This is a genomic window from Streptomyces olivochromogenes (assembly GCF_001514115.1).
GTDB classification, from domain to species: Bacteria; Actinomycetota; Actinomycetes; order Streptomycetales; family Streptomycetaceae; genus Streptomyces; species Streptomyces olivochromogenes.
Window position 1 is genome coordinate 7,039 of sequence record NZ_KQ948500.1, and the last position, 21,219, is coordinate 28,257.

At 67.6% G+C, this 21,219-nt stretch carries 25 protein-coding genes and 4 pseudogenes; 14 read left to right on the top strand and 15 right to left on the bottom strand.

Going from position 1 to position 21,219, the window contains the following annotated elements; translation table 11 throughout:
* Positions 1-366 precede the first annotated feature (366 nt).
* A complete protein-coding gene (locus AQJ27_RS54335) occupies positions 367-543 on the top strand; it encodes a DUF3761 domain-containing protein (protein ID WP_235614057.1) in 177 nt (58 codons plus the stop codon).
* A 64-nt stretch (positions 544-607) separates the two neighbouring features.
* On the opposite strand, the gene AQJ27_RS50425 is transcribed toward AQJ27_RS54335, so the two are convergent.
* The gene (locus tag AQJ27_RS50425) at positions 608-793 is read right to left on the bottom strand and encodes a hypothetical protein (protein WP_067385677.1); all 186 of its coding nucleotides are present in this window, start codon (positions 791-793) and stop codon (positions 608-610) included.
* Between the two features lie 337 nt (positions 794-1,130).
* On the opposite strand from AQJ27_RS50425, the gene AQJ27_RS57145 reads away from it, so the two are divergent.
* Both AQJ27_RS57145 and AQJ27_RS50430 read left to right on the top strand, forming a co-directional pair.
* Positions 1,131-1,271: a hypothetical protein gene (locus tag AQJ27_RS57145; protein ID WP_159064670.1), complete on the top strand. Its 141-nt coding sequence runs from the start codon at positions 1,131-1,133 to the stop codon at positions 1,269-1,271.
* A gap of 63 nt (positions 1,272-1,334) precedes the next feature.
* Complete coding sequence (locus AQJ27_RS50430) at positions 1,335-2,222, top strand: hypothetical protein (protein WP_067385679.1); 888 nt, start codon at positions 1,335-1,337, stop codon at positions 2,220-2,222.
* Positions 2,223-2,401: 179 nt separating this feature from the next.
* Here AQJ27_RS50430 and AQJ27_RS50435 read toward each other — a convergent pair whose 3' ends face one another.
* Positions 2,402-2,899 carry a hypothetical protein gene (locus AQJ27_RS50435; protein WP_235614059.1) on the bottom strand — a complete coding sequence of 166 codons (498 nt, stop codon included), beginning with the start codon at positions 2,897-2,899 and terminating at the stop codon, positions 2,402-2,404.
* A gap of 205 nt (positions 2,900-3,104) precedes the next feature.
* Between AQJ27_RS50435 and AQJ27_RS50440 the strand changes: the two genes are divergently transcribed.
* Entirely contained in the window at positions 3,105-4,022 is a 918-nt protein-coding gene (locus AQJ27_RS50440) for a DUF6891 domain-containing protein (RefSeq protein ID WP_067385681.1), read from the top strand.
* A gap of 404 nt (positions 4,023-4,426) precedes the next feature.
* Here the strand turns inward: AQJ27_RS50440 and AQJ27_RS50445 are convergent, their stop codons facing one another.
* Positions 4,427-5,053: a hypothetical protein gene (locus AQJ27_RS50445; protein WP_067385683.1), complete on the bottom strand. Its 627-nt coding sequence runs from the start codon at positions 5,051-5,053 to the stop codon at positions 4,427-4,429.
* 88 nt (positions 5,054-5,141) lie between these two features.
* The gene (locus AQJ27_RS50450; RefSeq protein WP_235614060.1) at positions 5,142-5,648 is read right to left on the bottom strand and encodes a hypothetical protein; all 507 of its coding nucleotides are present in this window, start codon (positions 5,646-5,648) and stop codon (positions 5,142-5,144) included.
* 171 nt (positions 5,649-5,819) lie between these two features.
* Between AQJ27_RS50450 and AQJ27_RS50455 the strand changes: the two genes are divergently transcribed.
* A complete protein-coding gene (locus AQJ27_RS50455; protein ID WP_067385685.1) occupies positions 5,820-6,314 on the top strand; it encodes a hypothetical protein in 495 nt (164 codons plus the stop codon).
* Positions 6,315-6,473: 159 nt separating this feature from the next.
* Here the strand turns inward: AQJ27_RS50455 and AQJ27_RS58245 are convergent, their stop codons facing one another.
* On the bottom strand, positions 6,474-6,761 hold the full coding sequence (locus AQJ27_RS58245; RefSeq protein ID WP_201264538.1) for a DUF6417 family protein: 288 nt from the start codon (positions 6,759-6,761) through the stop codon (positions 6,474-6,476).
* 11 nt (positions 6,762-6,772) lie between these two features.
* Entirely contained in the window at positions 6,773-7,090 is a 318-nt protein-coding gene (locus AQJ27_RS58250) for a DUF6417 family protein (protein ID WP_201264539.1), read from the bottom strand.
* A gap of 48 nt (positions 7,091-7,138) precedes the next feature.
* Between AQJ27_RS58250 and AQJ27_RS60025 the strand changes: the two are divergent.
* Positions 7,139-7,363 (top strand): annotated as a pseudogene (locus AQJ27_RS60025) (hypothetical protein); the annotation flags it as partial.
* A 106-nt stretch (positions 7,364-7,469) separates the two neighbouring features.
* On the opposite strand, the gene AQJ27_RS50470 reads toward AQJ27_RS60025, so the two are convergent.
* From AQJ27_RS50470 to AQJ27_RS61150, 6 genes and pseudogenes are all read right to left on the bottom strand, one after another.
* Complete coding sequence (locus AQJ27_RS50470) at positions 7,470-7,970, bottom strand: hypothetical protein (protein WP_060895661.1); 501 nt, start codon at positions 7,968-7,970, stop codon at positions 7,470-7,472.
* 223 nt (positions 7,971-8,193) lie between these two features.
* Positions 8,194-8,814: pseudogene (locus AQJ27_RS55375) on the bottom strand (transposase); the annotation flags it as partial.
* Positions 8,815-8,876: 62 nt separating this feature from the next.
* Positions 8,877-9,074 carry a hypothetical protein gene (locus AQJ27_RS50480; protein ID WP_067385689.1) on the bottom strand — a complete coding sequence of 66 codons (198 nt, stop codon included), beginning with the start codon at positions 9,072-9,074 and terminating at the stop codon, positions 8,877-8,879.
* A gap of 230 nt (positions 9,075-9,304) precedes the next feature.
* Positions 9,305-9,595, bottom strand: coding sequence for a barstar family protein (locus AQJ27_RS54355; protein WP_079065945.1), 291 nt, complete (start codon positions 9,593-9,595; stop codon positions 9,305-9,307).
* Between the two features lie 70 nt (positions 9,596-9,665).
* Complete coding sequence (locus tag AQJ27_RS61145) at positions 9,666-9,878, bottom strand: ribonuclease domain-containing protein (protein WP_162489391.1); 213 nt, start codon at positions 9,876-9,878, stop codon at positions 9,666-9,668.
* Between the two features lie 96 nt (positions 9,879-9,974).
* Positions 9,975-10,139, bottom strand: a pseudogene (locus AQJ27_RS61150) (polymorphic toxin-type HINT domain-containing protein); the annotation flags it as partial.
* 373 nt (positions 10,140-10,512) lie between these two features.
* Between AQJ27_RS61150 and AQJ27_RS54365 the strand changes: the two are divergent.
* Positions 10,513-10,806: pseudogene (locus AQJ27_RS54365) on the top strand (TnsA-like heteromeric transposase endonuclease subunit); the annotation flags it as partial.
* Between the two features lie 27 nt (positions 10,807-10,833).
* Here the strand turns inward: AQJ27_RS54365 and AQJ27_RS50485 are convergent.
* Complete coding sequence (locus tag AQJ27_RS50485; RefSeq protein WP_067385690.1) at positions 10,834-11,397, bottom strand: dihydrofolate reductase family protein; 564 nt, start codon at positions 11,395-11,397, stop codon at positions 10,834-10,836.
* A gap of 750 nt (positions 11,398-12,147) precedes the next feature.
* On the opposite strand from AQJ27_RS50485, the gene AQJ27_RS50490 reads away from it, so the two are divergent.
* The 5 genes from AQJ27_RS50490 (at position 12,148) to AQJ27_RS60035 (ending at position 16,941) form a co-directional block, all read left to right on the top strand.
* Positions 12,148-13,389, top strand: a complete 1,242-nt coding sequence (locus AQJ27_RS50490) for an IS110 family RNA-guided transposase (RefSeq protein ID WP_067385692.1) — start codon at positions 12,148-12,150, stop codon at positions 13,387-13,389.
* A 97-nt stretch (positions 13,390-13,486) separates the two neighbouring features.
* The gene (locus tag AQJ27_RS50495; protein ID WP_067385694.1) at positions 13,487-14,356 is read left to right on the top strand and encodes an ATP-dependent DNA ligase; all 870 of its coding nucleotides are present in this window, start codon (positions 13,487-13,489) and stop codon (positions 14,354-14,356) included.
* Between the two features lie 58 nt (positions 14,357-14,414).
* Positions 14,415-14,738, top strand: coding sequence for a hypothetical protein (locus tag AQJ27_RS57155; protein ID WP_159064671.1), 324 nt, complete (start codon positions 14,415-14,417; stop codon positions 14,736-14,738).
* 35 nt (positions 14,739-14,773) lie between these two features.
* Complete coding sequence (locus tag AQJ27_RS50500; RefSeq protein WP_067385696.1) at positions 14,774-15,301, top strand: RNA polymerase sigma factor; 528 nt, start codon at positions 14,774-14,776, stop codon at positions 15,299-15,301.
* The gene (locus tag AQJ27_RS60035) at positions 15,298-16,941 is read left to right on the top strand and encodes a hypothetical protein (RefSeq protein ID WP_067385698.1); all 1,644 of its coding nucleotides are present in this window, start codon (positions 15,298-15,300) and stop codon (positions 16,939-16,941) included. Before AQJ27_RS50500 ends, AQJ27_RS60035 begins: the two co-directional genes overlap by 4 nt.
* A gap of 36 nt (positions 16,942-16,977) precedes the next feature.
* Here the strand turns inward: AQJ27_RS60035 and AQJ27_RS50510 are convergent, their stop codons facing one another.
* Together AQJ27_RS50510 and AQJ27_RS50515 are read right to left on the bottom strand one after the other, a co-directional pair.
* Positions 16,978-17,349, bottom strand: coding sequence for a hypothetical protein (locus AQJ27_RS50510; protein ID WP_067385700.1), 372 nt, complete (start codon positions 17,347-17,349; stop codon positions 16,978-16,980).
* A 611-nt stretch (positions 17,350-17,960) separates the two neighbouring features.
* A complete protein-coding gene (locus AQJ27_RS50515) occupies positions 17,961-18,854 on the bottom strand; it encodes a LysR family transcriptional regulator (protein WP_067385701.1) in 894 nt (297 codons plus the stop codon).
* Positions 18,855-18,963: 109 nt separating this feature from the next.
* Between AQJ27_RS50515 and AQJ27_RS50520 the strand changes: the two genes are divergently transcribed.
* The gene (locus tag AQJ27_RS50520) at positions 18,964-19,944 is read left to right on the top strand and encodes an FAD-dependent oxidoreductase (protein ID WP_067385704.1); all 981 of its coding nucleotides are present in this window, start codon (positions 18,964-18,966) and stop codon (positions 19,942-19,944) included.
* Between the two features lie 214 nt (positions 19,945-20,158).
* Positions 20,159-21,175 carry a WD40 repeat domain-containing protein gene (locus AQJ27_RS50525; protein ID WP_159064672.1) on the top strand — a complete coding sequence of 339 codons (1,017 nt, stop codon included), beginning with the start codon at positions 20,159-20,161 and terminating at the stop codon, positions 21,173-21,175.
* Positions 21,176-21,219: the final 44 nt, after the last annotated feature.

The following is a 21,219-nucleotide window of genomic DNA, read 5'->3' on the forward strand; positions in this document are numbered from 1 at the left end:
CTGTCGCGGGTCCACGGGGTGGAGATGCCGATCACCGAGGTCGTCGCCGCGGTGATCGACGGCACCACCAGCGTCCCCGACGCGGCCGCCGCGCTCATGTCCCGGACGCCGAAGCCCGAGCGGTACAGCACCTGATCGCCATCCGTACAGGTCGCGCACACGTACGCACGACTCGAACGTGCGGCTACGACCGGGCCGCGACCGTCACAGCCTGGTGACCGCTCACCCGGCCGGCCGTCTCTTCCCGGCAGCCAGGCCCATGATCGCCTCTCCGAATCCACAGGAGGGCGAAGCTCTGACGCTGACCACATTCCGAGCGCAGTTGCGGCAGCCGTACTGGCGGCCGCGCTCGTTGCCCCGGTCGCGGTGGCGACCGACGCAGCAGCGGCGACATGTGCCCGGCACACCACGGGCGCCTGCAAGGCCAACTCCGCGCATCCGCGCGGGACAACGGCGAAGTGCAAGGACGGCACCTGGTCCCACAGCGCCCACGCCCGCGGCACCTGCTCGCACCACCGAGGCGTCAAGTACTGGTACCGGTAGATCCCAGTCCGCATGAAGCCCCCGGCCGCGTCCCCAGGGCGGGGGCTCCATGCTCGGCGGCAGGTCACCTGAGCTCAACAGCGTAGGAGGTGCCGTCGAATTCCCAGCCGTCGGTGCCTTCACCGATGCCGGCGACGATGATGTCGTCGATGAAGCGGTCCTCGAAGTCGTCATCGCGCAGGTCACCGGCCAGGCAGAACGCCTCGATCTCAGAGGGCGGTATGTGAGTGGATAGGTGTTTTTTCGTCATCTGGACGTGTGGCAGGACGATATCCCGGCCGGTCGGCGGCCGTGGGCGTGCTGGGCTGGTCGTCGTGAGCGAGCGCAAGCCCTACAAGACCGAGCAGGGTCCGCGCCGCCCATCCCACCCCCACCTCTCACCCTCAACTCCAGACAAAGGACATGGGCGGACAGCAGCCAGCGTCGCCAGGCTGTCGAGGACGGGGCAGCGGTTCGCAGCCTACGGGCTTCGTGGGTGCTGGCGATGATGTCGTCGCGGATACGGACAAGTTGCTGCAGGAGGTCGTCGTACTCGCTGAGCCTGCTCCCCCGGCGTCAGCCACACGGCGTTCGCTGAGGAGGAGACGGTGACCACCCCGAGCACCCGCACCGGTGTGGTGATCCCACACCACGGACCCGGCAAGGTGGATCCGCCGGTCGACGTGCGGCGCGACAGCGAATCCCCATCTTGCCCGGCCAGTGCCGGATTGGAAACCATGACGGCATGAGACGGGCCGGCCCCGCGGGCACATGAGGCGACGCGGGCGGCTCGGTACGGGGAGGAGTTGTGCATGTCTGTGCCAGGGAACGGGTCGGCCGAGCCCGGCGTTGCTCATCGTCTGAGGCGGTATCTGACACGTTTCGAGCCTGCGGTGACGCGGTTCTTTCTCCTCGGAATCTTCACCGTCGGACTGACTGCCCAGTTCGTCAAACCGCTTGGAGACGCCCTGGAGGACAAGACCTTCCTCGGCGGCGCACTCCTCAGCCTCGTGGCGTACGTGCTGTACGACGCGGTCCAGGACCTGGCCGCGTCGCTTCGGCTGCCCGAGCGATCTCAGGTGGGGTCGCGTGAGTTGGGCCGATTCGTGGACGAGGCCTTCCGCGCCCGGACGGTGGAGATCACCTTTCTCGGCTACACCGGGGAGACGATTGTCGGCCCGCTCTACCGCCGCTTGGAGGACCTTCTCGACGATCCCGGACCGACCAGGCGCGTGTGCATCAGAATGTTGGTGCCGGATTTCGGGCAGCCCATGACTGTGCCGTCCAGGGTCGGGCCGAATGGTGAGCCGCTGGACGACTCTGAACTACGGCGAAGCCAGGAACGGAGGTGCCAGGGGTTCGACGAGGCGCTGTCCGTGCTCGCGGAGCGGCTCAACAGGTTGGGACGGGTGACGGTGGAGAGCGAGTTCCGCCTCTACCCCGGCATACCGAGAGACAAGATCTGCATTCTCAACCGGGAGTTGGTGCTGCACGGCCTCTACGACGTGCTCGCCCGCCTGATCCTGCGCAGCTCAGGCCCTGAGTACTACGACCCCAAGGGCCACCGCGCCGATCTGAATGTCTGGTCCGCGAAGGACACCGACACCACCAGAGTCGCTGTCGCCACTTGGAACCAGCACCTGGACGGTTTGTGGAGCCTGGCTACGGTGCCGCCCTGGCGGCGAGTGACGGCGACGTGAGCAGAGGCCTTTTGCCGGACGGTGCCGTCATGGTGGCTCGTCCGGCGAGCCCGCCGCGAGGACGACGACGGTCACGCAGCACACCCCGCGCGGCGTGCCGAAAGGGCTGTATGGGAATTAATGCCTGATTCGTCGCTTCGTTGTCGGTGAGCGGGCACGTCGCGGCGACGCAGGGCGGCTTACGGCCGTGTAGGGGTGAACAAGCCCTGCTCGGTCTCGGTCAGGATTCCGCGTTCGACGAGCCGCTTGAGCTTCAGGCGGGTGTTGTTGATGGTGTTGGGTGCGATCTCCAGGTCCATCGCCTCGCACACCTGCCGCGCCCGCAGCGGGGCCTCGGCTGCGGCGAACACCGCCATGATCTGCTGGTAGGCCGGATGGTCCGGCAGCTTCGCGGGCGGCGGCGTGGGCGGCTGCGGATCGGGCAGCTTCAGCAATGTCTTGCGGGTGATCCGGACCTCCTCGGCGGCCCTGCCGAGTTCGTCCAGCCGCGCGGTCAGCTGCGCGATCTGCTCCCGCGTCGTCTCGGCCTGCGCGGCGATCTCCCCCTCCCGCTCCTCCAGCCGCACCAGCACCGCCCCGAGCGTCAGCTCCCCGCCCAGGCAGAGCCGAGCAGACGCGGCCCAGGGCGTCAAGGTCGTTCGTACAGTGGCGCGCTCCACCTTGACGCCCTGAACCACGCCCGCTCCACGATGTGTGGGCCGAACGCGGACGGGATGGCAGCCGGGGTGAGTTGTGGGTTGAGGAAGGTAACTGGCCGCTAAGAGCTGTCGTCGAACCTTGGCCAGAGGCCAACCAGGATCAGGGCTGGTCTAGCCGTCACAGTCCAATTGCGTTGCGAATCCCGTGAGGGCTGCTGTCAGCGCGGTGTGTCAGAGTCTGCGCATGCTCGAGATCGTGGTGAAGACGGAGAACTGGGAGCGACACGTTCGTGTGTCCGACGGGGAGCTGGCCGGGCTGGTCCGGCGTATGGGCGGGGATGATGACCGGTTCCTGGTGGCCCAACGGATACCCGACCTACCGGACGTTTTCGCCCAGGTCTGGCACGAGGCCGGTGGTGACTACACCCTGGAGCACCGCGACGGTGCCGCCGACCGGCACTACCAGGCGATGGCTGACAGGCCCGAGGTCGTGATTGCGGCGCTTACCGGCTGGGCTCGCCAGGAGGACGGTTGGGATGCTGATCTGGCGTGGTCTCTGTTGGACATGGGCCCCACCCGCGAGGTGCCGCTGCTCGACCTCGACGAAGACGAGCGTGGGGAGTTGGAGAAACGCGTACGCGAGGTGCTGGTTGGCGGCTACGCCTCCCGCGCCGAACTGGCCGAGCTCGCTGAGGAGTATCTGGTCACCGAGGACCGTCGGCCCGTCTCACGCGAGCAGGCCGAGGCGCTGGCCGACCAGATGTGGCTGGAGCGCGTAGCGGAGCAGGCCACATGGCAGGGTGAGACCGACCCTGAGCGGCTCACCCACGCCTTCACCGCCCTCCAGAAGGCCGGTATCACCGCCCGCGAGAACTTCACCTGCTGCCGCAACTGCGGACAGTCCGAGATCGGCGGCGAAGGCGGGCCCGACGCCCGCGGCTTCGTCTACTTCCACGCCCAGTGCACGGATTCCGCCGCAGCTGGCCATGGACTGATGCTTCTCTACGGCGGCTTCGACAGCTCGTCCGAGGCCACCGCAGTCATCGGCGACGAGGTTGTGGCTGCCCTCGAAGCCGCTGGCCTGAACGCCGAGTGGGACCGTGACCCTGGCCGGGCCATCACCGTCACTCCCCTGGACTGGCGCCGCCGCCTGGTCGGCTAGGACCGACGCTAAAGATCACGCTCACATGAGGAGTGAGGCGAGGGTGACGGATGCCCGGTAGCACTTGGCCGTCTTGTCGTCGCGAGTTGTCATCTCGGAATCTCCAGCGTCACGACCGGAGAACTCCCGGACCGTTCTTACAGCGGGGCGTCAAGCTCGATGCTTCTCCTGACATCAGCGGCTGACACCAACAAGCGCGAACCACGTCGGTCAACGCCGAACCTCAGCAACTCGGCAGCAGGAGCCTGGCGCGGGTCAAGCGAGGCCGCAGAGCTCCCGTGATCGACTTGATAAGGATGAGGACAGAGCAAAAAGTCTTGGCTTCGAACGGGCGCCGTCCCTAGTGTCGGCCGGCGCCCGTCGCCTTGACTCGGTCATTGACCGGCTAATGAAATCGTGAAGCCTCAGACGTGCATCTGTTCGTCGGTAGCCGAGCGTCGGCCTCCGTACGAGGTGACCAACGCGTCAGCGACGGCCCCCGCGTCTGCGTCGGCTACGTCCGCCGGGTACTCCGGCAGAAGGTCGTCCCAGACGGGCATCCACGACCCATAAAGCTGAGCCTGGCCCTCGGGCCGGGCGAAGAACCAGATGTGCAGGTGTGCAGCTCCGTCCCCGATCCGGTAGACGTGAGCTCGGGAGATATGCGGTAGTGCCTGCACATGGCGGACGATGTGAGTGGTGAGCACCCCGAGTTCGGCGGCCATTTCGTCGGACAGATCCGCCATGTCGTAGTGGTCTCGGGAGTACAGCATCAGTACCAGAGGCACACCGACGCCTGTGACCCGGGCCAGTCGCCATCGTTCGTTGAACCAGATTCCATCGTCTCGGGCGCGGCACACGTCGCAGTTCGCCGGGTCCTCACCGTGCCGTTTTGGCTCGGGCAGAACGGGCGGGCGCAACGGCGCGACGCGAAGTCCATCAGGCTCGAACGGACTTATGTCCCAGCTGGTCATCCGTGCCAACGGAAGTCGAAGCTCACCATCCGCGGCCGCACGTGCGTGGTCGTAAAACTCATCAGGTCGCAAAGCCATGATCGGAGACTAACGTGACCCATAGGCACCCTGACCCGTGCCAGACACGTGCCAGATCGTGCGGGGAGCCACGGGGAACAGCGGATACTCAACTCCGCAGATGGAACGCGCCTGCACCGCTGTAGTGCAGGTCAGTTGCACCACAACTGGTAGACAGCCTGTTGTCTTCCAGGTCGTCACGCACGCTCTCGCCGTCGGGCAAGCCTTCCCACATGGTCCGGTTGAGGTCGAGGAAGTACTTGCGTGCTGCGTCATGCACAGGAAGGGGAAACTGATTACGGATCAGCCGCTCGGCGACCCACAGTCTGTTCATGGCGTCTCGGGTCGTGAGGAACCAGGCGCTGGTGTCGTCGCATTCGTGCGGTCGGCTGAAGGCGGCGCGCTCCTCCTCGGCCCCCACCTCGACGAACCGCTCCAGCAGCGCAAGCCGCTCCGACCGCCGGGCCTCCGACAACTCGCTCTGCCGCCGCCCCTGTTCCGTTCGTTCCGCCGACCGCTGCGTAGCGAACTGAACGAGGAAGGCCAGCACGCCACCGAGCGCAACGCCGCCCAACGATATGAGTGACACCCAGACCTGACCAGACATGGCGACCATCGTGCCACGCTGTCGATCTTCAGCAGCCGTGGGCGTACCGATGAGGACGGTTGACCAGCCGACGGGCACAGAACACCCCAGTACTACTGCTCCACTTGGTCCATCTTGATCATCTCCTGAGGTGCGCATATGCTCCCGTGCCCATGGCGACGGGGGAGCCTGCAGGAGCAGTTGCATGCCCTGCAGCACGACCACACCGTGCTCGTGAACATGCAGCAGGCGCTCGGCGGTGCAAATCCCGCCGCCGAGGCAGACGCCGCAACTGTGCCGTCCGTGCCTCACCAGGCCGCCGCCGAACCCAAGCAGAGCAAGCCGAAGAAGGCGTCCGCCACGGGCGCGAAGAAGACGACGTCCAAGAGGCCCGCCGCCAAGGCCCCGTCCGCGAAGGCGTCCACGGAAGCCACCAAGCCGACCCTGGTCGACCTGATCCGCGGCCACTTGGAGCAGGAAGGCGAACCGCGTTCCGCTGCCGAGATCTCCGCCGCGCTCACGCAGGCCCACCCCGACCGCAGTGTGAAGACCACGGTCGTGCGCACCACCCTCGAAGGGCTGGTCGCCAAGAGCCATGCTCACCGCACCAAGCAGGGTTCGTCGGTCTTCTACACCACGGCAGCCACCTCCGAGCCCGCTGCCGCCGAGCCGCAGCAGGAGGCAGTGGCTGGCTGAGCATCCAGGAGTCCCTGGCAGCGCCTCTCGTGCGGCGACGGCGCCGATGGGGCCACGCATGTTCAACTGGATTGCAGTCCAACTGCCGGTCATCGACTTCTTCGACCGAACGCGACAGCACCAGTCCGGCGATCGCCGCTTCGCTCGCAGGGACTGTAGTCACACCGGTCGCGGGAGATCTGGCGAAGACCCGAGAGCGTTCTCCCGGCCCGGAGTGTGGGCGATCCCGTACTCGCGGGCGAAGCGGTTGGCTTCCGCGGCGGAGCCGGTCATCCGGTGCAGCCAGAACCCGTACGCCACCGACGCGATCTGCTCCTCGGTCAGATACAGCCGCCACCGTTTGATCCCGTGATCGCACGAGGCCGTACGGACCTGCTCCGCCAACCCGTCAGCCGGCGGAACTCGGAGTCGGCCGGCGAGGCCGACGAACACGCGAAGCGCCGCCATCTGCGAAGGGATCAGCTCCACCAGCCGCCGCCCCGTCCCGCCTCGCCGGGCGGTGGCTCGGACCGGGGGCGGTCCCGGGCGTAGGCGAGGGTGTCGTGGCCGTATGGGGTCAGCCGGGCCGCCCACCGCACTGTCCGACTCTCCCAGGCTGACAGTTCCGCGCAGTCCTGCCGCCCGGCCATCTCCACCAGGCCTGGGCTCTCAAGGGCGCTGACGCTCTGCTGCTGCGGCAAGAGGAATTGGCTGTCCAGCACCCAGCCGTGCGCGGCCTCTTCCTCGCGCTCGCGCAGCGCTTCCAGGACCGACAGCGCCTTCTCCCAGTTCCTCATCCCGCTCCCCCGAGAGGTTGCGGGCATTGTCGCCCGGGACGTCTTGCCCTGGCCCCGCAGCAGTCAGGAGAACGTCGGCTCGTCTCCCCACCGGGCAGACCTACCGATCTCACCAAACTCTTCGGCACCGAGCTCGCCGAACTCCGCGACGGCTACGTCAACTTCGCTGTCGTCGAGCCCCCGCTCCAGCTCGTCCTTGTCCGAGGCACCGCTGGCGAGGCAACGCGCATGGACCACCTCGGCGTCGAAGTCGAGGCCACCGACGCGGTCCACACCACACCGCACGTCTGAGGGCAGTCGTTGACGAGGCGCACAGTACGCACGGTTCACGCCGGTGCCGAGTGGGGGTCCGGCCCTGGTGGCCGGACCCCCACTCGTCTCACCGGTTGCCGTTGTAGTAGAGGATGTCCCAGTGGGAACCTTCCCTGGCGTAGACGTTGCCTGCCGGGGACTTGTACATCTTCGCGTTGTCACCACCCCGCCGTCCCGCGTAGCGGAAGTTGCCGGTGATGTAGTTGTCCGCGCACTGGTTTGGGCTGATGTCCACCTTGTAGCCGTTCCAGTGGCTGTAGGTGCCCGGCGAGTGCCCCTTCTCCGTACCACCGGTGATGTTCACCGCGCACCTGCTGGCCTTCTTGAACGCGATCACACCCGCGATAGTGGCCTTGTTGATCTGTGTGAAGGAGGTACAGGTGTTCACGTTCCGGTCACTGCAGCGACCGGACGAGGACCAGGTGATGCCCGCTTGCCTGAGCTGCTGCGCGGCGGCGTTGTGCGTAGGGTACTTCGCCGGATCAGCGCTGACGGAGGGCGCCGCTGCTGCGAGCATCCCGGCAGCCAGCAGGGACGCGCACGCCGTCAGAGTGGCATGGTGCTTCATCAACAGTGCTTCCTTCCCGGATTGGGGTTTTGACCCCTGCACCCTGTCCGCACCTCTTGCCCAACGAACTTCTCGCTCAAGGGCGCGATAGGGCATCAGGCGCACTGCCCTGCCGTTCGCGCGCCGTAACTCCGCATCAACACTCCGATCATCCGATCGAACCCGCGCGGAACGCTCGGGTGGCAGCGGCTCAGTGCTGTGTGATCAAGCAGTACTCCAAGGAGACGGGCAGCAGCGTCGGAGTTCCTCGGACCAGTTCCGGAGCTGGTGGGCGTAGGTGAGGTTGTCTCCGCGGGCCACGGTCTGGAGCAGCATGGCGCACACGGTCGCTTCGGCGGCGAGGCCAGGCGGACTGCCCAGGACCGGGACGACGGATGCGCCGCCGCTCTTCCTGCTCGGGATCGTCATTGCTGTCCTGCCCGTTCCGTTCTGGCGGCGGCCCCCTTTGCCGGGCCCGCTCCTGCTCGGCGGCGACTTCCTCAAGGACCTCCATGACCTCCTTACAGATGCGCATCCCGGCGGCGTCGTGGTGGGCGCGGGCGGTGGTGGAGTCCACGCTGACCAGCGACAAGTCCGTCTCCCCCTGGCGGGCGGCCTCGGCGATCACGCCTTCCAGCAATGCGGTGAAGACACCGGCGTCCCGCCAGACCCGGAAGCGGCCGAAGACCGTCGCCCACGGACCGAACTCACCCGGCATCTCCCACCACTGGCTGCTGGTGCGGAACCGCCAGATCACCCCCTCGAACTGCTCCCGCAGCCGCTCGGGGTACGGGCCGAACCCGCCGATCGACACATAGGACTCGATGAACTTCCACTGTTCGTCGGTGAGTTGCCTTCGTGTCACACCCAGCGTCCTACCGGAAGAAGTCCCCGTACCGGAACGGAACCCGAAGTGTGATCGCAACATCACACAGGCCCTGGCAGCGTGTCGCCATCGCGGGACAGCCGCATGTGGGGCGGCTCCAGGCGGTGACCGACCAGGATCTGGTTGAGGTTGCCCCAGGTCATCAGCCCGGCGACGTCGATCACGCCGGGTACGTGGCGGTATTCGCGGTGCGGTGCCTGGGCGAGGAAGTCCTCGCCCAGGCATGCCGCGATGGACACATCCGTCAGCGCGTCAGGGCTCCCGGTCGTCAGTCGTTACTGTCACTCGTGCCGGTGCCACCGCCGTCCGAGGGGACCGCGCGGCGAGGCCCTCCAGGTGTCCGGCGTGGACCTGGCCCGGGTCGCGCTGCGCGCTGCGGGCTGCGGGCTGCGGGCTGCGGGCTGCGGGCTGCGGGCTGCGCCAGCCGAGGTGCCCGCCGGGTTCGGAATCCGGTGGGGCATTCCAGATGCTATTCGAATGTCACGGTGAATCGATCGGACCATCCGAAGGATTCATCCTGTGACTGAACTCGGAGTAGGAGATCGCGAATCCTCTCGAATTTACTTTCGCCCAGCGCCATTCCGCTGAGCTCTGATTCCTTCCAGGCGATCTCGACCGGTCGTTCTACGTCCGTCGACAGTCGATCCCACAGAGCGCTCAGATTGGCTCCATAGTGGGGACCGAAATCTAGAGCTTGCGACAAGAACTCATGAAGATCGCTCTCGGTATGAATTGTTGCGCCATCGATTTCAACCCTCACGAGTTCTCACTTCCAGTTAGGCAGCTGATAGAAGCTCTCATAGTGGTCGCTGGTCACGTAGGCGAGCCCGTCATTCGAATAGAGCAATCGAGCCCCCGGCTGTTTTGATTTTCATCATATTGTCGATCCCTATGTCCGCTTCATGCCGCGTGCGCCCTGGAGAACTCGGCAGCAACCCGTCAAGATTGTCGAACACATCTCCGCCCATCTGAGCGCCGGGAATTTTATTTCCCAACGCCTTTCCGGGCTCCCAGCCGGCAGCTTTAGCCTGCGCCTTGGTCACGTAGTTGCTGGGCAGCTTCCCCGTCGTACGGAGACTTTCAACCAGCGGATTGGCCGCCTCCGCAGCCGCAAGATCACGGCCGTACCTAGTACATGTGGAGTTATGTACGACTACCGGCGTGGAGCCTGCCAGCACATAGTAGGTGTGCAGGTCGTCGACAGTGAGGTTGTAGGTGCGGGTGTGCTTGTCGTAGGCGTGGTTGGCCTGGACGCGGACGGCGGTGCCGTTGGTGCTGAGGAGTGTGGTGCCGGGTGTGAGGTCGCGCCTGACCAGATGGTCGGGGCATGACAGACCTCCGCGACGTGCCCCGAGAAGGTCATGTGGGGTCTCAGATTTCGCGGCACAGTCTCATCTCTGATGGCACATCGGCGGCACTTATGCCGTCTTTGTGAGACTCGCTGGTCGGGGTTCTCACCCTTTCGGGTGGCGGGGTTCCGGCCCGCTCCGCCCGTCAGTGCCTGGCTGACGCCCTTGGCTGTACGGGTCGTTGCCCGTGGGGCGGGGGTACGCGATGAACAGTGTCACGGCGACGGTGAGTATCCGTCAGCAGCGTGGTGCTCTTGTGGAGGTCCGGGACTGGGGTACGGCCCCTGTCGACCTTCTGCAGTCGGCTTGTCCGTAGCGGACGTTCCGTTGGTACAAGGGCCAGAAGCGCCACTCGGGTATCTACTGGTCAGCGACGATGCGCGACCACGTGATCTACGAGTCGCGCTTGGAACTGTCGCGGTTGCTCTTTGCCGACTTCGATCAGTCCGTACGCGGCATCGTGGCCCAGCCTTTCCTGCTGAACGCCGTTGTGGAGGGGCAGGCCCGCAAGCACATCCCGGATTACATCTTGACCACTGAGCAGGGTCCGGTAGTGGTGGATGTGAAGCCGCACTGCCGGCTGTCCACCCCGGTGGTGGCGTTCACGTTCGCGTGGACCCGGCAGGCGGTCGAGTGGCGTGACGGGCGCTCAGCGCCTCGTCTCGTACCTGGTCAGGATCACGCCGCAGGGAAGCGTCCGCGTCTCCACCAGGTTCAGGTTCACCCAGCTGTCCAGCGCGGTGAAGAACGGCGTGCCGCCGCCCACCAGGACCGGCGCGGTGGCCAGCACGTACTCGTCAATCAGCCCGGCCCGCATGGCCGCCCCGGCGAGCGTCGCGCCGCCGATGTCCATCGGGCCGCCGTCCTCGGCCTTGAGCCGGGTGATCTCGGCGACCGCGTCGCCGGTGACCAGGCGGGTGTTCCAGTCGACCTTGTCGATCGTCGAGGAGAACACCACCTTCGACATGTCCCGCCAGCGGCGCGCGAACTCGATCTCCGCCGGGGTGGCGTTGGGCTGCTGGTCGCCGGTCGGCCAGTAGGAGCTCATCGTCTGCCACAGCTTGCGCCCGTACAGCGACAGGTCGGTCGCCTGCAACTGGTCGGACCAAAACTGGAACAGCTCGTCGCTCGGCACGCTCCAGCCGATGTCGTCGCCGGGCGCGGCGATGTAGCCGTCCAGGGTCAGGTTCATGCCGTAGATCAGTTTCCGCATGGCGCCAGCCTTCCGTGAGTCGGTCTCACGCGTACAGACCGGCGCGGCGCGGGAAACTCATCGGTGCGCGATCTGGGCTCGCATGTAGTCCTCGTACTCGGTGGCTCAGCCGCAGACTCATCGTTCCGCCGAGGAAATGGCATCGATCTGAGACTGATCTTGGGTGACATCGCGGTGAGACAACAGAGAACCAGCAGGTCACAGAAGATCGACATGTCATCGGCGGCGAGACCCTCCACCAGCCTAATCCGGGGTGTAGGCGCCCGAGTCCGGCCGGCACAAGTCGGCTGGAGGGTGGTGTGTACGACTGGGTTCGTAGCGGTGTGTGGGCGCCGGGATACGCCTGACACCAGCCTGGCCTATGAGGCCTTCTCCTAGACCGGCACCCGGCGTCTGCGCGCCGCTGCGAACCTACCCCGGCCCGCGGTGGTGACGCGGGCGCCGGGTCGATGCCTCCGTTTCCCCGAGCTTTGAAGCCTCTGTCAAGAGCGGTGCGACCCGGCGCCTCCGTGACCGCCGCGGAACACACACCGAACGGCCGGACGTTGATCGTTACGGCGCGAGCCCGCCCCAGGGTCCATCTCTTCTATGCCGCGAGCCGCTGAGCTCTACAGACAGACTGAGCCCCTGGGGTGCGCTGGTGTCGCGAATGGCTACTGAGATGGCGGACCGACGAGTCCTGGGATTAGGGCGCCACGTGACCCGCATGTGCTCGTGACCTGCACAAACGAACGGATCTAGGAGGACAGCTTGACCGTGTTCTGCGCCATCGACTGGGCGGAACGCCACCACGACGTCGCCTTGGTCGACGACACCGGCACCCTGCTCGCGAAGGCGCGCATCAGCGACGACGCAGCTGGCTACAGCAAGCTCCTGGACCTCCTGGCCGAGCACGGCGACAGCCCCGAGAGCCCGATACCGGTCGCCCTCGAGACCAGCCACGGCCTGCTCATCGCCGTCCTGCACACCGGCAGCCGCAAGGTCTTCGCAATCAACCCGCTGGCCGCCGCACGCTACCGCGACCGCCACAGCGTCAGCCGCAAGAAGTCCGACCCCGGCGACGCCCTGGTCCTGGCGAACATCCTGCGCACCGACATGCACGCCCACCGGCCGCTACCGGACGACTCCGAGCAGGCCCAGGCCATCGCCGTGCTGGCCCGCGCCCAGCAGGACGCCGTCTGGAGCCGACAACAGCTGGCCAACCAGGTCCGCTCGCTGCTACATGAGTACTACCCCGCCGCTCTGCTGGCCTTTCAGAGTAAGCAGGGCGGGCTGACCCGGCCCGACACCCGCATCATGCTCACCCTGGCTCCCACCCCGTCAAAGGCCGCCCGGCTCACGCTGTCCCAGCTGCGAGCCGCCCTCAAGCGCAGCGGTCGCAGTCGCGGCCTCGATGCCGAGGCCGAACGTCTTCGGGCGGTCTTGCGAGCCGAACACGCCCACCACCTGCCCGCTGTCGAGGACGCTTTCGGGCGCCAGCTCCTGGCCCTGCTCGGGCAGTTGGACGCTGCCTGCCAGGCCGCGGCCGAGCTCGCTGAGGCCGCCGAAGCAGCCTTCCGCGAGCACGCCGACAGCGAGATCCTGCTCAGCTTCCCCGGTCTGGGCCCCATGCTCGGAGCCCGCGTCCTCGCCGAAGTCGGTGACGACAGGAGCAGGTTCGTCGATGCCAGAGCCCTGAAGTCCTACGCGGGCTCCGCACCGATCACCCGCGCCTCGGGCAAGAAGCGCTTCGTCGGCCGCCGCTTCGTCAAGAACAACCGGCTCATGAACGCCGGCTTCCTCTGGGCCTTCGCGGCCCTCACCGCGTCCCCGGGAGCCAACGCACACTACCGGCGCCGACGCGAACACGGAGACTGGCACAACGCCGCCCAGCGTCACCTACTCAACCGCTTCCTCGGGCAGCTCCACCACTGCCTCCAGACCCGGCAGCTCTTCGACGAGCAGAGGGCCTTCGCCCCACTGCTGTCACCTCCGACCGGGCACGCAGCTTGACTTCTTAGCCCCCTGAGATGTCTATGAGCCCCCGCCACGGCACGCTTCCCTACGACACCGACGAGCGCCACGGCCACGGCCGCCGCAGGCTGGACGGGTGAACCGGCCCGTCTCCGTCGCCCTCTCACAGTCCGTACCGGAACTTCCCACCGGCACGGACTGGAGCTACGAGGTGAAACTCGACGGCCACCGAATGATCATGTGGCGGACCGACGACGGGGTCCGCCTGCAGGCCCGCTCCGGACGCGACGTCACCGCCGCATGGGGAGACCTCGCCCTCGCCAGCCACCACCTCCCGGCCGGGACCGTCCTCGACGGCGAGGCCGTCATCACCACCGAGAACGGACGGATCAGCTTCGAGGCCGCACAAGCCCGAGCCGCCTCCTCCCCCACCCGCGCCCACCGACTGGCCACCCAGCGCCCCGCCCACTACATCGCCTTCGACGCCCTGCAACTGCCGTCCGGCGACGTCCGGCCACGCCCGTACAGCGAGCGCCGCGCAGCCCTCCTCAACCTCCTGGCAGAACTGCCCGCGAACACCCCGATCCAGGCCGTCTCCGCCACCACCGACCACGACACCGCACTCACCTGGCACACCACCCTCCACAGCCAGGGCGTCGAAGGCATCGTCGCCAAACGTGCCACCTCCCCCTACCGGGCCGGCCACACCGGGGCATGGCAGAAGATCCGGCATGCCGAGACTGCCAAGGCGACCGTGGCCGGGTACACCGGCACCGCGCGTCAACCGCAGGCACTCGCCGTACGGCTCCCCAACGGACGGATCGCACTGTCCCAGCGCCTGACCACGCCACTGGCCACCCGGATCGCCCCGCATCTGGTCCCCCAGCCCGAGCGCGCGTACACGCAGGGCGGCGACGCCTACACACCCGTGAGCGCGGAGATCATCGTAGAGGTCGTGGCAGGCACCACCCGGCATGCGGTGGTCACCGTGGTCCGCCTGCGCTGACCCGACCGCAGGCTTCTGCTTGACCTCACCTTCTCCCCGGCCACCGTCGAGTCCGCCCATGCTTGAGAAGCGGTCGCATGCGCAATGGCTCGCTGGTCGGCAGCGGAAATACCGGGTCGCGCCAGACATCCACAAGGGAATGCGGGTCTGCGTGCATCGCGAGCCCCTGCCCAGCGATGTCTGCTGGCCCTACGACCGCAGCCGTGCGGGCAGCTCCGCTGTCGCGGCTGTCGAATCGGGACTGGCTGAACGACGGCGCAGGGCCACGCTGCTGGAGCTGGTGCGCCATGCGCCCGCAGGCACGGTGGTCGTGCAGGGAGAGGGAAGGGGCGGACCTGCCATGAGCGTTCAGATCGGCAGCCGGGACGGAGAGGGCGGGTGACACGGCCATGCATCACGAAAGAGACCGCAGACCAAGTGGCGGCCCTGTGGGACCGGGAAGCCGAAGGGCTTCTCCGCTACACCATCGTGATCACCAACAATGATGCAGAAGCAGGTGATCTGGTCAGCCGCGCCTTCGAGTGCGTCGCAGAGGACTGGTCCAAGGTCGGTCCACGCAGTGCGGACGCACAGCGGGCGTGGCTGCGTCAGACGTGCAAGAACAAGTGGATCGACGGCCTTCGGCACTCCAAGATCCGCAGCAGGCTGCAGCCCGAACTGACCTGGTACTACAAGCCTGCTGAGGTCGACCCGGCAGATCTGGTTGTCTTGCGGCAGGAAGCGGAACACTGCTTACGCGTAATCAACAGTCTTCCGACGGTGCAGAGACGAGTCGCCGTGCTGTACTTCCTGGAGGAGCACTCCCCGCCGGAGATCGCCGAACTCCTTGGGATCAAGCCATCCGGCGTCCGCAAGCATGTGGCTAAGGCCCGCCAAAGACTCCGAGAAGAGCTCGGGTCCTTCATCGGTGATCGACACGCGCCGCCAGAGGAGGAAAGCGCATGAGTAACCAGTCCCGGCGCGGTGGCCCGAACGAGGATGTGGTGATCGGCAACGCCCTGCGGCAAGCCGAGTCCGCCGTCGTGGTGGACGAAGTCGACCTCGCCCGGCGGCGTGAGGCGCTACTCAGCTGGATGACCGACCGCATAGAGGATGAAAATGCGGACGCCGCCCAACCGGCGGCCCCGCTGCCAAAGGTCCCGGCGTCCGGGCGCAGACTGCTGCTGGCGGTCGACGCGAAGGGATACGGCCATGCTCACCCAGTGACGCAGCGCCACTTCCAGGAGGCGATCACGCGGCTACTGGATAAAGCAGCCGACACCGCCCAGTTGGACCGCGCGCGCTGGGTGACGCAGGAGGGCGGGGACTCGCTGATCGCGGTCCTGCCTGAGGGAGCCTCGGAGCCCGCCCTGGTCGACGCCTTCATGCGCGCCCTGGACGCCGGTCTGCGAGCCTTCAACCACAACCGGGTGCCGGAGGCACGGCTCAGGCTCAGGGCGGCCGTCCACTTCGGCTCGGCGTCGCCTGGCGCCAACGGTTTCGTCGGCCGTGGTCCGGTCGAGATCGAGCGCATTCTCGACTGCGCGGCACTGCGTACCGCCCTCGATCAGGCGCCAGATGCCTGCCTGGCCATCGGAGTGTCGGCGACCGTCTTCCGCGACGTCGTGCAGGAGGCCTATACCAGCATTCGTACGGACGCGTTCCGGCATGTGCGTGTCGAAGAGAAGGAATACCGGGGCGAGGCTTGGATCTGGATCCCGGGCGCCGATGTACGACAGTTGGACATGGAGCCGGCCTCGGAGGAAAGGCCGGTGTTCAGGGGCGGCCTCGGAGCCGGGGAAAGCGGAATGGTTGTGTACCAGATCGCATTGGAACTGGTCGTGGCTCTCGCCAGTGGCACCGCGGGTGCCGCAGGGCAGCAGCTCTGGGGATCCCTGCGGGCACTGATGCTACGTCGGTCGGCGGGCGAAGAACCCAGTGGCGAGGACGAGTTGACCGCACTCGCCGAAGATCCACACGACGTGGAGCGGGCCAAGGAACTCGCCGACGTACTGGCACGACGCGCCGTCCAGGACCCGGCCTTCGCCGAGGCCCTGATCAACTGGCGAAACCAAGCCGAGGCACTGCACGTTGCCCGGACTGGTGCGGGTCACGTGCACAGGGTGTTCTCCGGGGGGGGACGCCGCGCGGCCAGGTCGTCTCGGGGCTTGACGTCAACGGATGAGGGTGGGCCCAGGGCGCGGTGTCCGCACGCTACAGGTGCGGTGCCGAACTTGGCGTCGGCGTCGGTGGGCTTGGGCCCGTCCGTCTGCTGGAAGTCGGCGAGCTTCCATTCGTCCTCGGTCCAGGGCAACGTCATAGCCATGGTGAGCAATCCCGTGGGAGCGGGCCGCTTCCGGCGGCATCCCCGGTCCCGTAACGCTCTGGCGGGGCCGGGTTACTTGCTGCGCGAGCGCCGTCCGAAGACCGCTTGGCGCAGGGTCGGGTGCTGCTGGCGCAGGTCGGCGCAGCAGGTGTGGCAGTGCCGGCCGTCCTCCGGCGGGGCGAATTCAGGGTCGCAGCCGAGCGGGCCGGTGATCGGCCCTTGGCATCGCTCACACGGCTCGGCCTCGGGGGCCGGTTCGGGTTCCGGGTCAGGTTCCTGAGCCCAGCGTTCCCTCTCCGCCGCCCACTGTTGCCTCTCACGCTCTTCGTCGCGCCGGCGACATGGTCGGCGGGGTTGGCGAGGGCGTCGGGGAGGGTTTCCCACTGGCCGTGTCCGCACCGCCACCACACCTCAGTCCGGGGGGCCGCTGGTCTGGAGGCGGTCGAGGGTGGTGAAGAGGGGGGATGGCGTCGGCGTAGTCGTAGTCGTAGTAGCCGTCCCGTTCTTCGGCGCCGTACCCGCCGCCGGCGCCGTGGTAGCTGCCGGACCAGACGAGACGGGTCAGCTCCATGACGGTGTTCATACGGTTCTTCAGGGTCTGCGGGCCGGTTCGGGTGCCGGGGTTGAAGACGACCACGACCGGCGGATGTCCCTCCCGCCCGGTCGTGGGGTAGTGGGTGCGCCACACGGGACTCTCGCGTGGCTGCCCAGGTCACCAGGCATGAGCGCCGCTGACAGGCTGCGGCGGCGCCAGGAGCCGATCGGTGGATTCCGCGTTCTGTCGAGCCGTTGCGACTCAGCCGCGTGGCCCCGCACCGTGCAGGAGTGTGTCGATGACGAGTGTGGCCAATGAGTCCGGGTCCTGTGCGGCGGGGTCCTGCTCAGCGCCGGGCCTGTTCAGGCAAAGTTGACGCTCTGACACCCAAAAATGAACGGTTCCGCAGGTCACAGCTCTGCACAAGTGGGGCGGGGGGACTCGAACCCACAGCCGACGGATCATGAGTCCTTTGAGGATCTCGGCGACTCTTGTCGATCAATGCTCATCCTTGACGTTGCGCCTGGTCAGGCCAGGTAAGCCGGGTCAGTGACCCCTTGTCTTTGCCGGTCTATTCCTATCCTTGCGCCCCGAACGCGTCCCGAACGCGTCCCGAATCCGTCGCAGATGAAGAACGGCACAGGGTACCGAGCCGATCGCGCCGGCTCGGAGCGGGGCGCCGAACTCGCGCACAGCGGATTCCCTTTCCGTTGCACTGCGGATGCGGCCCACTTCGCCGGGCAAAGCATCTGTGGTAGCCGACGTCAGTCGGCCGTCGGCCCTGGCAAGGTGTCGATGAGGCCGAGGAGCCCTCGCAGTACCGGCGCGGCGCTTGCCGACTGGTGGGCCAGGGCGAGGTCCACGGTGGGCATGGGTGCGGTCACGCGCTTGAGCCGCACCCCAGGTATGCGCAGCGCACGAGCACGCCCCTCGGGCACCGGGGCGATGCCGGTGCCCGCGGCGACGCTGAGGAGGAGTTGCTCGTCGTCGGGTTCTTCCCGCACGATGCGCGGCCCGCCGTCGGGCCACAGCTGCCGGGTGATCAGGTCGTGCATTCCGGGGGCGTTCTCGCGTGGCCAGAGAATCACGGGTTCGGCGGCGATGCGCCCGCGGGTGACCCTGCGTTCACGAGCGAGGGGATGATCGGCGGGGACGGCCACGAGGAGTTCCTCGCGGGTGATGTGCCGGCACTCCAGGCCCTCGCTGTCCAGCGGGGGCCGTACGAAGGCGGCATCCAGCCTGCCGGCCAGCAGCTCGGTGATGTTGTGCGCGGTCCACCCGGTCCGTACGACGAGATCCACGTCCGGATGGAGGGTACGGAACGCGGCAAGGAGGGCGTCGACGGGGCCGCCGCGGGCGGAGCGGGTCAGGGCCAGGCGCAGCTGCCCCTGCCGTCCGCCGACGGCCGCACGGATCCGTTCCTGCGACGCGGCCGCATGGGCCAACAGTTCGCCGGCCTCGCGGGCCACGACCTCACCGACGACGGTCAACCGGCAGCTCCGGCTGCCGCGTTCGAGCAGTGGAGCGCCGATCTCCCTTTCCAGCGCCCTGATCTGCTGACTCAGAGCGGGCTGGGCGATGTGCAGCCGGTGCGCGGCCCGCGTGAAGTTCAACTCCTCCGCCAGCACGAGGAAGTACCGCAGCCGCCGCAAGTCCATCCGTCAACTATAAGCACGGCTTATAGCATTGAACATGACTGGTCTTGGACAGGTCGTCAACTCCCCACCGACAGTGAGAATCACGCGGTTCTGCGATCAAGGGGGAGACATGGGAGACAGGTTCGACGCGGTCGTCGTCGGCGCCGGAGCCATCGGGCTCACCACCGCAGTGCGCCTGCAGCAGGCCGGTGCCCGCGTTGCCGTGGTCACGGCCGAGCCGTCGGCCGCGACGACGTCCTCCGTAGCCGCGGCCGTCTGGTACCCGACCCGCACCCGGTTCGAACCTCGTGTACTGGACTGGGCCACCCACACCTACGACGAGTTCGCCCGCCAGGCGGCGAACGGGGTCCCCGGCGTGGTCATGCGCCCCACCCGAATGCTGCTGCGCGGCGAAGCCCCCGGCGTCCCCTGGTGGGCCTCGGCCCTTCCCGACCTGCGCACCCTGCGCAGCGACGAGGTACGGGCCCCGTTCAGCGGCGGCTGGGCGTTCACCGTTCCGACCGTGGAGATGTCCCGCTACCTGCCCTGGCTCCAGCAGACCTTCTCCGCGGCGGGCGGCACGCTGATCCATCGCCGCATCGACGCCCTGGAACAGGCGGGCGTATGGGCTCCCGCGGTGGTGAACGCCTCCGGCCTGGGCGCCCGCGCCCTATGCGGTGACACCGAAGTGCGGCCGGTGCGAGGACAGTTGGTCCTCGTCGCCAACCCCGGGCTGCACACGTCCGTCCGCGACGAGGACAACGTCGACGGCTACACCTACGTCCACCCCCGCAGCACCGACATCGTCCTCGGCGGCACCTTCGAGATCGGCGAGTGGGACACCACCCCGTCACCGGCCACCGCCTCCGCGATCCTGCGCCGCTGCACCGAACTGCTCCCGGAACTGGCAGGCGCCCCGATCCTCGGCCACCAGGTGGGCCTGCGGCCCCATCGAGACGGGGGCGTCCGCCTGGAGGCCGACCCCCGCCCGCACGGCCGGGTGCGGCAGCTGGTCCACAACTACGGCCACGGAGGCGCCGGAGTCACCCTGGCCTGGGGCTGCGCGGACGCCGCAACCGCCCTTGTCGCCGGGGCCGTTCGGCCGGGATGAGCCCCTGCCGCTCGCAACTCCCCTTCGTACGGCCCCACATATGCCCCCATACCCCTGCACCGCCGTCAGTACTACTCCCTACAACTCCCCACTACTTCCTACCGCTCCCTCCACAAGGACTGGGTGTGCGCCGATGGATTCCGTCGAACCCGCAGAGATCAACACTCCCGCCACAGCGGCCGGTGGGACGCGACCGCAACCCGGCGGACCGTCGGTGAAACCCCCCGCCAAGGTGCGGCGCCGCACGCTGCTGCTCGCCGCGCTCGGCGTAACCGCCGTCGCTGTCCCGCTCGCTGTGATCGAGTCGAGAGCCGACGACCCCGCACCCCGCAAAGTCGTGTTCACCGTCCCCAACGGCCACGCCACCTGCGTGGCCTTCAACCCGAACGGAAAGACGCTGGCCGCCGGCCTGTCCGCGCTCCAGGGCACAGGCAGCACGCTGCGATTGTGGGACGTGGCCGAGGGCACCGCGACCACTCCCTGGCCCGACCAGCTCGAAGACGTGACAAAGATGGCCTTCAGCCCGGACGGCAGGACCCTGGCCACGACCGGCGCCCTCGAAGTGTCCCTCTGGAACCTGGCGGATCGCACCGGCATCGCCCTGCCCCATCCCCAGCTCCCCCTGGACCTGGCGTTCGCCCCGGACGGCAGGACCCTGGCCACCGGCGGCCGCTACGGCGCCGCCTGGCTGTGGGACCTGCCGACCCGCACCGTCACCACCACGCTGACGACGCAGGGTATGGCCGTGGTCAACGCGGTGGCGTTCAGCCCGGACGGCAGGACCCTGGCCACTGGCAGCGCGGACCTCACCGCAAGCCCGGTTCGACTGTGGGACCTGCGCACCCACACCGTCCACGCCACTCTCGACGCCCCGCTCTGGCACGGCTTCAAGCCCGTAGCGTTCAGCCCGGACGGCAGGACCCTGGCCACCGGCAGCGCCGACAACGTCGTACGCGTGTGGGACTCCGCGACAGGCACCGTCGACGCCACGCTCACCGGGCACACCGCCCCTGTGACGACGGTGGCGTTCAGCCCGAACGGAAACACCCTGGCCACCGGCAGCGAGGACAGAACCGTGCGGCTGTGGGACACGAGCACACTCGACGTCGTCCCCGTCGACACCCTCACCGGCCACACCGACAAGGTGACATCAGTGGCGTTCAGCCCGGACGGCAGGACCCTGACCTCAGCCGGCCTCGACCGCACGGTGCGACTGTGGCCGATCGGATGACCCCGACTCCCTTGGAAACCAAGTCAGAGGCCGCGCAGATAGGC